Genomic DNA, 15596 nt, shown 5'->3' on the forward strand with positions numbered 1-15596 from the left:
ACGGAGAGGCAGTCAGCGATACCGGGCTGACGCCTGCGCGCCCACGGGACACCGGATCTGACTTGTCCGATTCCGGTGCGGCGCGCACGCTGGGTCTGTGAGGCACCTCACCGCGCGAATAGAGCAAGAATGGCCACATTTGATCAAGGGAACGGTCACAGCGAGTGGTCATCGGATGTTGCGACGGTCACCCTCGGCCTGGACGGAGTGGTCACAGGGTGGAGCGAAGGCGCTCGACGACTGCTGGGCCACCGCGCCCCGGAGGTCGTAGGGCGCCCCGCGACCGAGCTGCTCCTCGGTGCGGGAGCTCCCGAGGCGACCGGGCTCTCCCTCACCGGCTCCCAGGAATGGCGGGGCACGGCGGCAGTACGGCATCGGGACGGCCACCGCGTCACCACGACCCTGCACGCCCAGCCCTCGCTGGACGTCGACGGCAGGGCCCGGTCCTTCGTCGTGGCCCTCTCCCCGGACCCCGGCCCGCCCCTGGTGCAGTGGGCCTTCGACCAGTCCTCGATCGCGCTCTCGACCCACGCCACGGCGTCCGGCGCATGGCGGCGCAACGCGGTCGCGCAGGGCGGCGGGGAGCGCGCTCCCCTGACGGGCGGTGAGCGGCGGGCCCCGGCCCTCGCCGACGAAGGCTTCCTCCGGTCTGTGCGCCGGGTCGCCGATGAAGGTGTCCCGCTGCACTACGAGTGTCTGGCCCCGGAGCCGTCCTGCGGCCCCGGAACCACGTCCGCCGTCCTCCTCGGCTCGGCCCGTCACCGTGCCTGGGTCATCGAGCTGTGGCCCGTCCGCGACCCCGGCACCGGTGAGGTCGTCGGGGTGGGCACCGCCGCGTTCGACAGCAGTGACCAGCACGCGGCCCGGCAGCGGCTCGCCCTGTTGCAGGAGGCCGGCACCCTCATCGGCACCACCCTGAACGTGGCCCGCACCGCCCAGGAGCTCGCCGACCTCGCCGTGCCCCGCCTCGCCGACTTCGTCAGCGTGGACCTGCTCGACTCGGTGCTGCGCGGCGAGGAGCCGGTACCGGGACCGGTCGACGCGGCCGTGGTGCTGCGCAGGGTCGCCCATCAGTCCACCGCCGAAGGGCAGGACGTGCCCGAGGCCGCCATCGACCTCGGCGACATGGACACCTACCCGCCGTTCTCACCGCCCGCCCGCTGCCTGGCCGACGGCAAACCGGTGCTCAGCGGCGTGGACGACCCCGACTTCGACGCCTGGATCGCGGGACACGAGAGGCGCACCGCCAGCGTGGCGGAGTACGGGTTCCACTCCGTCATGGCCACCCCGCTGCGCGCCCGGGGCATCACCCTCGGCGTCGCGGTCTTCACCCGCAGCCACGGTTCCCCGCCCTTCGAACCGGACGACCTGATCCTCGCCGAGGAGCTCGCCGGCCGGGCGGCGGTCGGCGTCGACAACGCGCGCCGCTACACCCGCGAACGCACCAACGCCCTCACGCTCCAGCGCAGCCTGCTGCCCCGGGACCTGCCCAAACAGGCGGCCGTCGAGGTGGCGTACCGCTATCTGCCCGCCGGAACCGGCGCGGGCGTCGGCGGTGACTGGTTCGACGTCGTGCCGCTGTCCGGCACCCGCGTGGCCCTGGTCGTCGGGGACGTGGTCGGCCACGGCATCCACGCCTCCGCCACCATGGGCCGGCTGCGCACCGCGGTCCGCACCCTCGCCGACGTCGACCTGCCCCCGGACGAACTCCTCACCCACCTGGACGACCTGGTCGCGCATCTCGCCACGGACCTGGAGGACATCCACCCGGACGAGCCCTACCTCGTCAGCGGCGAGATCGGCGCCACGTGTCTTTACGCCGTCTACGACCCGGTGTCCCGCGTGTGCACCTTCGCCAGCGCCGGACACGTCCCGCCCGTCGTGCTGCTCCCCGACGGCACGACCCGCGTGGTCGAGCTGACTCCGGGCCCGCTGCTCGGGGTCGGCGGACTGCCCTTCGAGTGCACCGAGCTGGAGCTGCCCGAGGGAAGTCTGCTGGCCTTCTGCACCGACGGCCTGGTCGAGGCGCGGGAGCGTGACGTCGGCCTGGGGCTCGACCGGCTCTGCGAGGCCCTGGCCGGTCCCGTCACCTCGCTGGAAGCCACCTGCGACACCGTCCTGAGGGCCCTGCTGCCCGCGACCCCCTACGACGACGTGGCCCTGCTCCTCGCCCGCACCCGCGCCCTGCACGCCGACCAGGTCGCCGCCTGGTCGCTGCCCTCCGACCCGTCGGTCGTGGCCGACGCCCGCGCCCAGGTCACCCGCCAGCTCACCGCGTGGGGACTGGAGGAGCTGGCGTTCGTCACCGAGCTGGTGGTGAGCGAACTGGTCACCAACGCCATCCGCTACGGCGCCGTACCGATCGGCCTGCGGCTCATCCGTGACCGGACCCTGATCTGCGAGGTCTCCGACGCCAGCAACACCGCCCCGCATCTGCGCCGCGCCCGCACCTACGACGAAGGCGGTCGCGGGCTGCACATGGTCGCCCAGCTCACCCAGGGCTGGGGCACCCGCCAGGGCCCCCTGGGCAAGACCATCTGGGCCGAACAGTACCTCCCGGCCGGCTGACCATGACAGCGCGACCCGCAACCGACGACCCCGGCCGTGGCACCCACACGCTCGGGCTCCTCTATCCGCCCGCCGGCCGCCTCGGCGAGTACACCACCATGCAGCTCGCCTTCGTCGGCGGGGTGGCCGAGGCCGCCGCCCAGCAGGGCTACGACCTCCTGCTCGCGCCCGCCGGTCGCCACGACGACCCCTCGTTCCCGCGCATGGTCGACGACCGGCGGGTGGACGGCGTCATCGTCATGGAGATCCGCCGCGAGGACGACCGCGTCGCGTACCTGGCCGAGGCGGGATTCCCTTTCGTGGCCATCGGCCGCAACCATCGGGCCGACGTGGCCGGCTGGGTCGACCTGGACTTCGCCGGTCTGGCCGGCGGCTGCGTCCAGCACCTGGCCGACCTCGGCCACCGCAGGATCGCCTTCGTCAACCGGTCCGAACAGCTCTTCGACAGCGGCTACGGCTTCGCCCGTCTCGGGGACGAGGGCTACACCGAGACGATGAAGAAACTGCTGCTCACCCCGCATGCCTACCTGTGCGGCGACGACCTCGCCTCGGGGGAGGAGGTCGTGGAACGCATCCTGAGCGAGGACCCGGCGACGACCTCGCTGGTCACCATGAACGAAGCGGCCCTGGAGGGGGTCTACCGCGGACTCACCCGGAACGGCCGCACCGTGCCGCGCGACTTCTCCGTCGTCGGCGTGGCGGCGAGCCCCTGGGCCGAACAGGTGAACCCGCCCCTCACCGCCGCCGATATACCCGCCAAGGAGATGAGCCGGGTCGCCGTCGACCTGATGATGAGGCGGCTGCGGTCACCGGACTCGCCGCCCCGGCACGTCCTGCTGAAACCGCTGATCACCCTGCGCGGGAGCACGGGACACTGCCGGCCGGTGCCGGGCTCGGAACCCGAGTCCGAGCTCCCGGACCTCCCCGAGTTCCCCGATATCGACCTGGATTTCTGATACGTCGGTTTCTGTGCCCGATCATCGAACCACTGGGAGCAGACGATGTCGTACCCCGTTGACCGCCGTGATTTCCTGCGTGTCTCCGGCGCGGCGGCGGCCACCGCCGCCCTCGGTCTGGCCTCCTGCAGCTCGGACACGACGGGGCCGGTGACCCTGAGCTGGTGGGACTACTTCACCCTGGACAACTTCCAGCCCGGAATGGACCGGCTGATCAAGGACATCGAGGCCGGTGTCCCGGACGTGCGGATCGAGCGGCGGACCTTCCCCTTCGCCGAGCTGGAACGGCAGATCACCCTGGGCGCGATCTCCGGCGACCTGCCCGACCTCGCCATCGTCGACAACGTGGCCATGAACACCCTCGGCGGCAGCCGGCTGCTGGCCGACCTCACCGCCAGAGTCGAGAAATGGGGCCAGGCCGATCAGTACTACAAGGGACCGTGGTCCGGCTGCCAGGTCGGCGGAAAGACCCTCGGCATCCCCAACAACAGCAACTGCCTCGCCCTCTACTGCAACACCCGCGTGCTCAAGTCTGCCGGCGTCGAACCTCCCACCACCTGGGACGAACTGGCCTCCGCCGCCCAGAAGCTGACCAGCGGCGACCGCTACGGCCTGGCACTGAGCGCGATCAAGACCGAGGAGGGCGTCTTCCAGTTCCTGCCGTTCCTCTGGCAGGCGGGCGGCGACCTGGACACCTTCCGCACCCACGGCACCACCGCGCTCGCCTTCCTCGACGAACTGATCGCCAAGGGTTCCCTGTCCGAACAGTGCGTGGGCTGGACCCAGCAGGACGTCAACACCCGCTTCCTCGGCCAGCGCGCCGCGATGCAGATCAACGGCCCTTGGCAGATCCCGACCCTCAAGAAGGCCGACTTCGACTGGAACGTCGTCGCCCTGCCCCGCGACAAGGAGGCCGCCACCTGCCTGGGCGGGGAGAACTGGGTCGCGATGGCGAACAGCAAGCACGTGGACAAGGTGTGGGAGGTCCTGGAGTACACCCAACGCCCCTCGGTCCTGGTGCCGTACCTGGTGTCCTTCGGTGAACTCCCGGCCCGCAAGGACCTCGCCGACCAGGGCAGCTGGGCCTCCGACCCGGCCCTGCGGCTCTTCCTCAGCCAGCTGCCCCTCGCCCGGCCACGCCAGTACGGCGCCCACTACGCCGAGGCCTCGCAGGCCGTCGCGGACGCGGAGCAGGCCGTGCTCACCGGATCCGCGTCCCCGTCCGCGGCGGCCAGGACCGCCGCCGGAAAGATCGACAAAGCTCTGGGCGCGCCATGAGACAGCCCCTGTCGCCCTCCGCGCGCCGCCGCCGCACCGGCTACCTGTTCTGCCTGCCGGGCCTGGCCTTCCTCGCCCTTTTCCTGGCCTACCCGCTCCTCTACAACCTGTGGACCTCCGTCCACGACGTCGACCTGGGCCAACTCCTCGGCGGTGCCGAGCGGTTCAACGGACTGGACAACTACCGGGCCGTGGCCGAGGACCCGGCCTTCTGGCACTCCGTACGCCTCTCCCTGGTCTTCACCCTGGCCTCGCTGCTGCTTCAGTTCACGATCGGCTTCGCCCTGGCCCTGCTCTTCGCCCGCCCGTTCCCCCTCAACGGCCTGCTGCGCTCCCTCCTTCTGGTCGCCTGGCTGCTGCCACCGGTGGTCAGCGGGACCCTCTTCCGCTGGATGCTGGACGCGGAGTCCGGCGCCTACAATGCCCTCTTCCAGGCGGTCGGCCTGAGCGGCCTCTCCCACGACTGGCTCACCGACCCCTCCACCTCGATGGCGGGGGTGGTCTTCGCCAACGTCTGGGTCGGCGTGCCCTTCAACATGCTGCTGCTCCTGGTCGGACTGCACACCATCGACCCCGAACTCCACGAGGCCGCGGCCATCGACGGAGCGAACGCCTGGCAGCGCTTCCGCCACCTCACCCTCCCGCTGATGCGTCCCGTCTCGGTGACCGTCCTCCTGCTCGGCCTCCTCTACACCTTCAAGGTCTTCGACCTCGTCTTCGTGATGACCGGTGGCGGCCCTGTCGACTCCACCCGCGTGCTGTCCCTCTACGTCTACGAGGTCTTCTTCACGTTCTTCCGGTTCGGCCAGGGCGCGGCGGCGGGCCTGCTGCTGCTCGTCCTCCCCCTGCTGGCAGGCGTCTGGTACGTACGACGGCTGCGGCGCGAAGAAGAGGCGCCGGCGGGAGGTGCCGGATGAGACCACCGCGCCACCCCTGGCTGCTGACCGCGCTCGCCACGCTGATCACCGCCGCCTTCCTGCTGCCGGTGTACTGGATGGTGAAGACCGGCCTCACCCGGCCCGACCGCATCCAGACCCCTGACCCGCAGTGGGCGCCCACCCCTCTCACCGGCGAGAACTACTCGACGGCCCTGGGCTACGAGGGCCTGACCCGCGCCCTGTTCAACAGTCTCGTCATCTCCTGCGGGGTGGTCGCGCTCACCCTGCTGCTCGGCGTTCCGCTCGCCTACGCCCTCGCCCGGATCCGGATGCGCGGCTCGGGCGCGATGGTGCTCGCCCTCCTCGTCGCCCAGCTCCCGCCCGCCATCGTGCTGGCGGCCCCGCTGTTCATCCTCGAACGCCGGGCCGGCCTCACCGACACCTACCTGGGCCTGATCGCCGCCGACACCACGCTCACGCTGCCCTTCACGGTGATCGTGCTGCGTCCCGTGATGCGCAGCGTCGCTCCGGAACTGGAGGAGGCGGCCCTGGTCGACGGCTGCGGACTGCCCGGCGTCCTGCTGCGGGTCGTCCTGCCGCTCATGGTGCCCGGCGTGGTCGCGGCGGCCGGTCTGTCCTTCCTGATCGGCTGGGGCGAGTTCCTGTTCGGGCTCACGCTCACCGAGGGGCCCGGCGTCCAGCCCGTCACCGTCCTGCTGAACGCCTTCATCGGGCAGCACGGGACGTCCTGGGGCGCCCTGATGGCCACCGCGACCCTCATCAGCATTCCGGTGGTCTGCGTCTTCGCCGTCTTCCAGCGCTTCATCGTCGGCGGGCTCACCGCGGGCAGTGTGAGGGGCTGAACGCCATGCATCCCCGTGACAGCACGCCCCGGGTGGCACCACCTCCACCCCTCGTCCCGGCCCTGCTGGATCCCCTGGCCGGTGCCCGTGTCGCCGCCAGCGGCAAGGACGGCGTGACCCTCGACGTACGCACGGCGGCCGGACGTACGGGCACGCTCCGCCTGCGCCCGGCGACGGACAACTCGCTGCGGATCACCCTGCGGTTGGACGAGGTGCCGACGGCGCCCAGGGTCTCCGTCGTGACCGCACCGGCCGGCACCGGCTGTCTGGTGGAGCGATCACCGGACACTCTCGCCCTCCGACTCGACGCCCTGGCACTCGACGTCCAACTCTCGCCCCTGACAATGGAACTGAAGGGCTGTCACCTATGGCAGGCGACTGACGTGAGCGACCCCGGCGACCGCACGACCGTCCTGCCCCTCGGGGTGACCGAGCTCTCCGACGGCCAACTCGCCTACCACAACAGCTGGTTCACCGAGCCCGACGAGCACTTCTACGGCCTCGGCGAACGCTTCACCGGCCTCGACCTGCGTGGGCAGCGCGTGGACTGCTGGGTCGAGGACGCCCAGGGCTCGACCGGCACCCGCTCCTACAAGGCGGTCCCGTTCCTGCTCTCCAGCCGGGGCTACGCCGTCCTCGTGGACACCACCGCCGCGGCCTCCTTCGACCTCGCACACAGCAACACCGGCGCCTGGTCCCTCACCGTCCCCGACGAGGAACTCGACTACTACCTGATCACCGGCACCCCCGCCGAGTGCCTGCGCACCTACCGCGACCTGACCGGCCCCGCCCTGCTGCCCCCGCGGTGGGCCTTCGGACCCTGGATCTCCGGCGGCTTCCGCCGGGACAGCGCGGACGAGGTACGCGAGCGGGCCCGCCGTATCCGCGAACTCGACTTCCCCTGCGAGGTGTTGCACATCGACACGTACTGGCAGCGACCCGGCTGCTGGTCGGACATGGAGTGGGACGGCGAGGCGTTCCCGGACCCCCGCGGGCTGCTGGCCGACCTGGCGGCACAGGGCTTCCACGTCTCGCTCTGGATGAACCCGTACGTCAGTGTCGACAGCCCGCACTTCGCCGAGATCGACCGCAACGGCTGGTTCCTGCGGGTCCCTTCGGGAGGGACGTGGATCGGGCAGGTGTGGAACGGCGCGCACCCGGACTCGGCCGTCCTCGACCTGACCCATCCCGCCGCCGCCGACTGGCTGCGGGGCAGAGTCCGCCAGGTACTGGCCACCGGGGTGTCGGTCCTGAAGACCGACTTCGGCGAGGCGGTCCCCGTGGCGGCGGTGGCCCACAACGGCATGACCGGCGACCGACTGCACAACCTCTACCCGCTCCTCTTCAACGACCTGGTCGCCGAGGTCACCCAGGAGGTCGCCGGCCACGGCATGACCTGGGGCCGCTCCACCTGGACCGGCGGCCAGCGACACGGTGCCAAGTGGACCGGGGACCCCAACGCGAGCTGGCAGGACCTGGCCTCGACCCTGCGCGCGGGCCTCTCGCTGTCCTTCTCCGGTCACCCCTTCTGGAGCCACGACATCGGCGGCTTCCATGGCACCCCGGACCCCGAACTCTTCGTCCGCTGGGCTCAGTTCGGACTGCTGTCACCCCTCAGCCGGTTCCACGGCATGACGTCCCGGCTGCCCTGGGACTTCGGCGAGGAGGGGTACGCGGCCGTCCTGCACGCGGCCCGGCTGCGCACCGGCCTGCTGCCGTACATTCACCGGTCCGCCGCCGACACGGTCCGCACCGGCGAGCCGCTCGCCCGCCCGATGGCCCTGGACCACCCCGACCGCCCGGACGCCCACGCGGCCGACCTCCAGTACCTGCTGGGCCCGGATCTGCTGGTCGCCCCGTTGTACGCGCCCGGCGGCCGCAGACAGGTCTGGTTCCCGCCGGGGGAGTGGCTGCCGTACGCGGGCTCCGGAGGTCCGATCGACGGCCCCGCCTGGCGTCGGGTCCGCATCCCCCTCACCGCGGCCCCGCTCTGGCTGCGGGCCGGGGCGCACGTTCTGTGAGCGGGACGTCGCACACCGCCCCGGTGCTGTGCGCCGACTGTCCGGGGCGCCTCGGAGGTGGGACTCTGGGACGGGAGAGGTAACCGCCGAGGGGACTCGGGAGGGCCCGATGGGACGTGACGTGCCGGCCCTGGTGTTCACGCGGGAGGACCGCCGACGGTACCGGGACAAGATGCACACCTGCCTCGACGTCCTCGCGCAGATGCTGCGCGAGTCCGGCTTCGAGAGCGAGCGGCCGCAGGTCGGGCTGGAGATCGAGCTCAACCTGGTGGGCGAGGACGGCCTCACGGCGATGCGGAACACCGAGGTGCTCCAGGCGATCGCCGACCCCGCCTGGTCGAGCGAGCTCGGCCGCTTCAACCTGGAGATCAACGTCCCGCCCCGCCGCCTCCTGTCCGGCGGCCCCGGTTCCTGGGAGCAGGAGATCCGCGACGCCCTCAACCACGCCGAGGAACGCGCCTCGGCGGTCGGCGCGCATCTGATCATGGTGGGCATCCTGCCGACGCTGGGCGAGGCGGACGTCGGCGAGACCGCCCTGTCCGGCGATCCGCGCTACCGGCTGCTCAACGAGCAGATCTTCGCGGCCCGCGGCGAGGACCTGCACATCAAGCTGGACGGCGTGGACCGGCTCGCGATGTACGCCGACGCCATCACCCCCGAGGCCGCCTGCACCAGCACGCAGTTCCATCTCCAGGTCGCCCCCAAGGAGTTCGCGGGATACTGGAACGCGGCACAGGCCGTCGCGGGCGTACAGGTCGCCCTCGCCGCCAACTCGCCGTACCTCTTCGGCAGGGAGCTGTGGCGCGAGACCCGCATCCCCCTCTTCGAACAGGCCACCGACACCCGGCCCCAGGAGATCAAGGCACAAGGGGTACGGCCCCGGGTGTGGTTCGGGGAGCGCTGGATCACCAGCGTCTTCGACCTGTTCGAGGAGAACGTGCGCTATTTCCCGGCGCTCCTGCCGATCTGCGACGAGGAGGACCCGCAGGGGGCGCTCGACGGCGGCGGCGTTCCGGAACTCGGCGAACTGACCCTGCACAACGGCACGATCTACCGCTGGAACCGCCCGATCTACGCCGTCACCGACAGCGGTCCGCACCTGCGCATCGAGAACCGGGTGCTGCCCGCCGGGCCCACGGTGGCCGACATCATCGCCAACGGTGCCTTCTACTACGGCCTGACCCGCGCCCTCGTCGACGAGGACCGGCCGGTGTGGACGCGGATGTCCTTCTCGGTCGCCGAGGAGAACCTGCACACCGCCGCCCGTGACGGCATCGACGCCCGCCTGTACTGGCCGGGGGTGGGCGAAGTGCCGGTCACGGAACTGGTGTTGCGGCGGCTGCTGCCCCTCGCCCACCGGGGCCTGGAGCTGGCCGGCATGGACGCGGAATGGCGCGAACCCCTGCTGGGCGTGATCGAGCAGCGGTGCGTCACCGCCCGCAACGGCGCCCTGTGGCAGACGGAGACGGTCCACCACCTGGAGAAGGCGGGCTGTGACCGCCAGGAGGCGCTGCGCCGGATGACGCTGACGTACATGGACTACATGCACCTCAACGCACCCGCGCACACCTGGCCCGTGGACTGATCACCGCCACTTCTCCGGAGCCGTCAGCGGGACCGGATCAGGCCGCTCGACCGAGGTCGACAGCTCGATCCGGCGCCCCTCGGCCGAGGAGCGGAGCAGGGCGGTCATCGTCTCCAGTACGTGCAGGGCGAGTTCACCGCTCGCGCGCGGGGGCCGCTGTGCGTCGGCGGCGACGAAGTCGAGCAGTCCGACACCCCGGGCGGCGCCGACGTATCCGGCCGAGGGCGGAAGCGTGCGCCACTGGTCCGCACCGAGTTCGAGCAGCCGTACCTCGCCGTCGAAGGTGTTCGGGTCCGGGACCGTGAGGGTGCCCGTCTCGCCGTGGACCTCGATCGGTGCGGCCGTGGTGGTGACGCCGTCGAAACTCGTCGTGATCGTCGTCAGGGCCCCGCCCTCGTGTTCGAGTACTCCGGAGACATGGCTGTCCACCTCGACCGGGATCCGCTGGCCCGCGCGCGGGCCGGACCCGATGACCCGCTCGGTGCGGAGCCGGCTGGACGCCCCGATCACGGCACGCACCGGACCCAGCAGATGCACCAGGGAGGACAGGTAGTACGGCCCCATGTCCAGCAGGGGGCCGCCGCCGGCCGTGTAGTAGAAGTCCGGCTGGGGATGCCACCGTTCGTGGCCCGGGGTGACCATGACGGCCGAGGCGAACAGCGGGCGGCCGACGGCCCCGGCGTCCACTGCCGCCCGTGCCGTCTGGACGCCGGTGCCGAGGACGGTGTCCGGCGCGCACCCCACACCGACCGCCGCCTTCTCCGCGGCCTCCAGGACGGCACGGGCGGCGGTGAGTTCGGCGGCCAGCGGCTTCTCGCCGTAGACGTTCTTGCCGTGGCTCACGGCGCCGAGGGCGATGTCGGCGTGCGCCGCGGGGACCGTGAGGTTCAGTACCGTGTCGACGTCCGGGGCGGCCAGCAGCTCCTCGACGGACAGGGCCTGTACGCCGGGCAGTTCGGCGGCGACGGCGGCCGACCGGGAGGCGTCCAGGTCGGCGACCGCGGTGACGCGCACGGCGGAGCGGCCGACGAGTGTGTCCAGGTAGGCGCGGGAGATGACGCCGAGACCTATGACGCCTATGCGGTGCGCGTCGCCCACAGCATGCCCCTCTCGATGACGGTACGGACGGCGGGGTGCTCGAGGACGTCGAGGCTGTGCCCGGGAGTCGTCACCACGATCCGTCCGGCGCCCCACTGACGGGCCCAGACCGCCGGTGAGGTGACCGGACGCTGCCAGGGCTGCCACGGCCGGGCGGGATGGGTGGTGGTGGCGAGGACGTCGATCAGGTCGTCGTGGAGCACCCAGTACTGCTCCGTGACCAGCTCGAAGTCCTCGATGCCCGCGGTGACGGGGTGTTCACGGCCCAGATCGGTGAAGGTGACGGTGTGTGGCAGGAAGTTGTCCTCCTCGCCGCCCCGGCGCTCGCACGGTTCCTTGCCCGGATGGGTCGCGAACTGGCCGCCCACCAGGTGGAGATAGTCGGACGAGGCCCGGAACGAGTCGGCGATCCCGCCGTGCCAGCCGGTCAGGCCGGTACCGGCCGCGACGGCCGCGCTCAGGCCCGACGCCTGCTCGCCGGTGATCTCGGACATGGTCACGCACTGCACGACGAGGTCGGTGTCGGCCATCTCGGCACTGTCGGCGTAGACCTCGGTCGACTCCTCGATGCGCAGGTCGTAGCCGTGGTTCTCCAGAAAGGGCAGGAATAGCTCGGTGGCCTTGACCGGCTGGTGTCCTTCCCAGCCGCCTCGGACCACCAGGGCTTTCTTCCGTGTCATCTTGTTCCTTTGCGGGGCAGGAGCGGGTTCCTGGGGGAGATCCCCCAGCAGAGCCGGACGAAATCCCCGGGCGGGGACGGGATTTCGACAACCTCATTGTTTGGTATGGACCTGTCAATACTCAGCGACTAGGCTCTGCCGGGCCACCCTGAGAGCGCTCTCAGAGAACTCTGCCATCCCGTTGAACGACGAAGGGCAATCTCCATGAGACGCACCCGAATCATGCGCGCGGGCCTCGCCGTGCTGCTCCTGCTCGGTGTCGGCGCGACCGCGGGCACGGTCCCCGCCGCCGCCGACGCGAAGCAGCCCGCCTCCGCCGGTCTTCTCACCGCGATGCAGCGGGACTTCGGCCTCTCGCCCGAGCAGGCCGTCGCGAGGCTCGCCGCCGAGCGGAAGGCCGCGGCTCTTCAGCCCAAGGTCCGCCGGGCCGCGGGCGCGTCCTTCGGCGGCTCCTGGTTCGACGCCGCCAAGGGCACGCTGACCGTCGCCGTCACCCCCGGCACCTCCGCCACCGCCCTGCGCGAGATACGCGCCACCGGCGCCACGGTGCGCACCGTCGCCCACAGCGCCCGTGAACTCTCCGCCACCCAGGCCCGGCTTGACGCCCTCCCCGCACCGGACGCCGTCAGCAGCTGGCACGTCGACCCGAAGGCCAGCACCGTGGTGGTGAGCGTCGTCAGCGGCCGACAGCGTGACAACGATGTCCAGGCGTTCGTCGCCCGCGCCCGGAAGGCGGGTCCCGTCACCGTGCGCGAGGTGGCCGCCGCGCCGACCACCCTCGCCGCCGGAACCGTCGGCGGCGACCCCTTCTACACCGGCAACGTCCGCTGTTCCATCGGCTTCTCGGTCTACGGCGGCTTCGTCACCGCCGGCCACTGCGACCAGCACACCGGCAGCGTCTACGGCTGGGACCGCAGCTACGTCGGCAACTTCCAGGGCTCGTCGTTCCCGGACAACGACTACGCCTGGGTCAACGTGGGCAGCGGCTGGTGGACCGTCCCGGTCGTGCTCGGCTGGGGCACCGTCTCCGACCAGCTCGTGCGCGGCTCGAACGTGGCCCCCGTCGGCGCCTCGATCTGCCGCTCGGGCTCGACCAGCCACTGGCACTGCGGCACCGTCCTCGCCATGAACGAGACCGTCAACTACAGCCAGGGCGCGGTGCACCAGATGACCAAGACCAATGTCTGCGCCGAACCGGGTGACTCCGGCGGCTCGTTCATCAGCGGTGACCAGGCCCAGGGCGTCACCTCGGGCGGCTGGGGCAACTGCTCCAGCGGCGGCGAGACCTGGTTCCAGCCCGTCAACGAGATCCTCAACCGGTACGGCCTCACCCTGCACACCGCCTGAGCGGTTGGGTGGGCCCGGTCCTCGGGCCGGGCCCACCCGTGCGCGCCGGCTCAGGTGACGTCGGCCACCGAGAAGATCCCCGGGCCGCTGACCCCGTACAGCACCTTCCCCACCAGCAGCGGCGGCACCGAACTCGGCGACAGTTCCTCGAAGGACCGGCCGCCCGTGTCGAAGGACGGGGCGGTACGGCCGATCTCCTTCCCCGTCCGCGGGTCGAGGGCCACGATGCCGGTGTCCGGCATCGTCACGTACAACCGGCCCGTGTGGTAGGCCGGTTCGCTGAACACGCGCAGGTCGCGCGAGCTGGACCACAGCGGCTTGCCGTGCTTCACGTCGAGGGCGAGCAGGGTCTCGTTGCCGTAGTCGAAGATGTACATGGTGTCGCCCTGCACCAGCGGCGGCGCCTCGGGCTGGACGCTCCAGGGGAAGTCGATCCGGCGGGTCTTCCCGCTGTCGAGGTCCTGGACGAAGAAGGCGGCGGACACACCGGAGCCGTCCTCCCAGCGCGCGTAGTAGGCGGTGCCGTCGTGGACCGTCGCCAGCCACAGGTCGCCCTTCGGCGCGTCGACACGGCCCAGGGTCCTGCCGGTCCGCGCGTCGAGATGGGCTATGCCGCCCTCGCCGCCGCGCAGATCGGCGTAGAGCGTGCCCTCGGGACCTGCGTAGAAGGGGCTGGGGGAGGTGGAGGTCAGCTTGCGCCGCCACAACTCCTTGCCCGTGCGCGGCTCGTAGGCCGCATAGCGCGCCGTGTCGGAGGAGCCGAGCTGGTCGAGACGGACGAGAAGTACTCCGCCCTGATACTCGAACTGGCCCAGCGGACCCTTCAGTTGCCACAACCGCGTGCCGGTCCTCGCGTCGTAGGCGTCGACGCCCTGCGAGCGGTCCGCGCTGTACACGAACACCACACCGTCGTGGACGAGCGGCTCGCGCACCGAGAAGCTGCCTACCTGCTTGCGGCTCATGGACTTCGTCCAGTCCACGGTGCCCGTCGCCGGGTTCAGCCGCATCAGGGCGACCTGCTCGGAGGCGCAGAAGACGCCGAGTGCGTCCGGGGTGCACGACGGGCCGATGGTCATCGGCTGGTCCTTCCCGTCCGACCCGAGTGCGTTGTGCCAGGGCCGCCAGCCCGCTGGTGCCGTCCCGCGGGGCGTCGTGCGCGGAGCGAGGGCGTCGAACTCGTCGACCGTGCTCGCCGGTCGGTCGCCCACCACGGCGACGGCGGCCGCCCCCGCCCCGCCGAGGAGTGCCACGGCGGCGACGGCGGCCCACAGTCTCCGCCCGCGGCGCCCGCGCCGGACCGGCCCGGTGTCGACGAGCTGCGAGGTCACCATGTCCGTCGAAGGGAACTGCGCCGCCGGGGCCGGTTCTTCGGCCGGTCGACCCTCGGGCAGGTCTTCCGGGAGTCCCGCCAGCCCCTCCAGGACCTCGCTCGACGTCGGCCGGTCCGCGGGTTCCTTCGCCAGGCAGCGCGAGACCAAGGGGCGCAACTGGTCGGGCAGTTCACCGAGCCGGGGCTCACCGTGCACGGTGTTGTACGCGGCCAGGTAGGCGTTCTCCGCCTCGAAGGGGCTGTGCCCGGTGGCCGCGTACACCAGCACCGCGCCCAGCGAGAAGACGTCCACCGCGGGGCCGACCTCGTGCGGGCGGCTGAACTGTTCCGGCGCCATGAAGGGCGGCGAGCCCATCACCATGCCGGTCTGGGTGCGGACATCGCTGTCGGCCGCGCGCGAGATACCGAAGTCGATGACGCGTACGGCCCCGTCGTCGCCCTCGCTCTCCAGCAGCAGCACATTGCTCGGCTTGAGGTCCCGGTGCACGACCTCGGCGCGGTGGATCTCCCGCAGTGCCTCGGCGAGTTCGGTGCCGAGCCGGCGCAGCGCGGGCCAGTCCAGCGGTCCCGACTCGTCGACCAGTTCCGCGAGGGTACGGCCCGGGACGAACGCGGTGGCCATCCACGGCCGTGCCGCCTCCGGGTCCGCGTCCACGACCGGCGCCGTGAACGCGCCGCTGACCCTGCGCGCGGCGGCGATCTCCTGCCGGAACCTGGCCCGGAACTCGGGGTTGCCGGCGTACCGCGTGTGGACGACCTTCACCGCGACGGCCCGCCCCGAGGCCGATCTGCCGAGATAGACGACACCCATGCCGCCGGTCCCGATCCGCGATTCGATCCGGTAGCCGCCGACGGACTCCGGATCGTTCTCGCGCAGGGTCACCGTGTCTCCTTCACCGCTGCTGGCCAGGACGGCTGCGGTCCGGACTCTTCTGACAGGAACCCCTCACTCTAGAGGGGTGTCGGACCGTGGGGGACGTCGATCCCGGCCT

General features: G+C 71.4%; 11 protein-coding genes. 8 read left to right on the forward strand and 3 right to left on the reverse strand.

The features are described from left to right. The first annotated feature begins 129 nt into the window (after positions 1–129). The 7 genes from RKD20_RS40285 (at position 130) to RKD20_RS40315 (ending at position 10149) form a co-directional block, all read left to right on the forward strand. A complete protein-coding gene (locus RKD20_RS40285; RefSeq protein WP_424882013.1) occupies positions 130–2568 on the forward strand; it encodes a SpoIIE family protein phosphatase in 2439 nt (812 codons plus the stop codon). A gap of 2 nt (positions 2569–2570) precedes the next feature. Beyond that, complete coding sequence (locus RKD20_RS40290) at positions 2571–3524, forward strand: LacI family DNA-binding transcriptional regulator (RefSeq protein ID WP_424882014.1); 954 nt, start codon at positions 2571–2573, stop codon at positions 3522–3524. Between the two features lie 45 nt (positions 3525–3569). Then, positions 3570–4802, forward strand: coding sequence for a sugar ABC transporter substrate-binding protein (locus RKD20_RS40295; protein ID WP_424882015.1), 1233 nt, complete (start codon positions 3570–3572; stop codon positions 4800–4802). Beyond that, positions 4799–5719, forward strand: coding sequence for a carbohydrate ABC transporter permease (locus RKD20_RS40300; protein ID WP_424882016.1), 921 nt, complete (start codon positions 4799–4801; stop codon positions 5717–5719). The genes RKD20_RS40295 and RKD20_RS40300 overlap by 4 nt, the downstream gene beginning before the upstream one ends. Further along, entirely contained in the window at positions 5716–6543 is an 828-nt protein-coding gene (locus RKD20_RS40305) for a carbohydrate ABC transporter permease (protein WP_424882017.1), read from the forward strand. The genes RKD20_RS40300 and RKD20_RS40305 overlap by 4 nt, the downstream gene beginning before the upstream one ends. Positions 6544–6548: 5 nt before the next feature. Continuing rightward, positions 6549–8564: an alpha-xylosidase gene (locus RKD20_RS40310; RefSeq protein ID WP_424882018.1), complete on the forward strand. Its 2016-nt coding sequence runs from the start codon at positions 6549–6551 to the stop codon at positions 8562–8564. A gap of 109 nt (positions 8565–8673) precedes the next feature. Next, positions 8674–10149, forward strand: coding sequence for a glutamate--cysteine ligase (locus RKD20_RS40315; RefSeq protein ID WP_424882019.1), 1476 nt, complete (start codon positions 8674–8676; stop codon positions 10147–10149). Here RKD20_RS40315 and RKD20_RS40320 read toward each other — a convergent pair whose 3' ends face one another. Further along, the gene (locus RKD20_RS40320; protein WP_424882020.1) at positions 10150–11247 is read right to left on the reverse strand and encodes a Gfo/Idh/MocA family protein; all 1098 of its coding nucleotides are present in this window, start codon (positions 11245–11247) and stop codon (positions 10150–10152) included. Next, on the reverse strand, positions 11226–11927 hold the full coding sequence (locus tag RKD20_RS40325) for a ThuA domain-containing protein (protein ID WP_424882021.1): 702 nt from the start codon (positions 11925–11927) through the stop codon (positions 11226–11228). The genes RKD20_RS40320 and RKD20_RS40325 overlap by 22 nt, the downstream gene beginning before the upstream one ends. 204 nt (positions 11928–12131) lie before the next feature. Here RKD20_RS40325 and RKD20_RS40330 point away from each other — a divergent pair, with 204 nt between their 5' ends. Beyond that, positions 12132–13274 (forward strand): alpha-lytic protease prodomain-containing protein, encoded by a 1143-nt coding sequence (locus RKD20_RS40330; RefSeq protein WP_424882022.1) that lies wholly within the window; start codon positions 12132–12134, stop codon positions 13272–13274. A 50-nt stretch (positions 13275–13324) separates the two neighbouring features. On the opposite strand, the gene RKD20_RS40335 is transcribed toward RKD20_RS40330, so the two are convergent. Then, on the reverse strand, positions 13325–15487 hold the full coding sequence (locus RKD20_RS40335; RefSeq protein ID WP_424882023.1) for a protein kinase domain-containing protein: 2163 nt from the start codon (positions 15485–15487) through the stop codon (positions 13325–13327). Between the last annotated feature and the right edge of the window lie 109 nt (positions 15488–15596).

Source organism: Streptomyces sp. SLBN-8D4 (assembly GCF_049739545.1).
GTDB lineage: Bacteria > Actinomycetota > Actinomycetes > Streptomycetales > Streptomycetaceae > Streptomyces > Streptomyces canus_C.

Bases quoted from the DNA above. Each gene is read 5' to 3' on its own strand.
- RKD20_RS40295 (WP_424882015.1), top strand. From the start codon at position 3,570: ATGTCGTACCCCGTTGACCGCCGTGATTTCCTGCGTGTCTCCGGCGCG.
- RKD20_RS40305 (WP_424882017.1), top strand. From the start codon at position 5,716: ATGAGACCACCGCGCCACCCCTGGCTGCTGACCGCGCTCGCCACGCTG.
- RKD20_RS40330 (WP_424882022.1), top strand. From the start codon at position 12,132: ATGAGACGCACCCGAATCATGCGCGCGGGCCTCGCCGTGCTGCTCCTG.
- RKD20_RS40315 (WP_424882019.1), top strand. From the start codon at position 8,674: ATGGGACGTGACGTGCCGGCCCTGGTGTTCACGCGGGAGGACCGCCGA.
- RKD20_RS40290 (WP_424882014.1), top strand. From the start codon at position 2,571: ATGACAGCGCGACCCGCAACCGACGACCCCGGCCGTGGCACCCACACG.
- RKD20_RS40325 (WP_424882021.1), bottom strand. From the start codon at position 11,927: ATGACACGGAAGAAAGCCCTGGTGGTCCGAGGCGGCTGGGAAGGACAC.
- RKD20_RS40285 (WP_424882013.1), top strand. From the start codon at position 130: ATGGCCACATTTGATCAAGGGAACGGTCACAGCGAGTGGTCATCGGAT.
- RKD20_RS40300 (WP_424882016.1), top strand. From the start codon at position 4,799: ATGAGACAGCCCCTGTCGCCCTCCGCGCGCCGCCGCCGCACCGGCTAC.
- RKD20_RS40310 (WP_424882018.1), top strand. From the start codon at position 6,549: ATGCATCCCCGTGACAGCACGCCCCGGGTGGCACCACCTCCACCCCTC.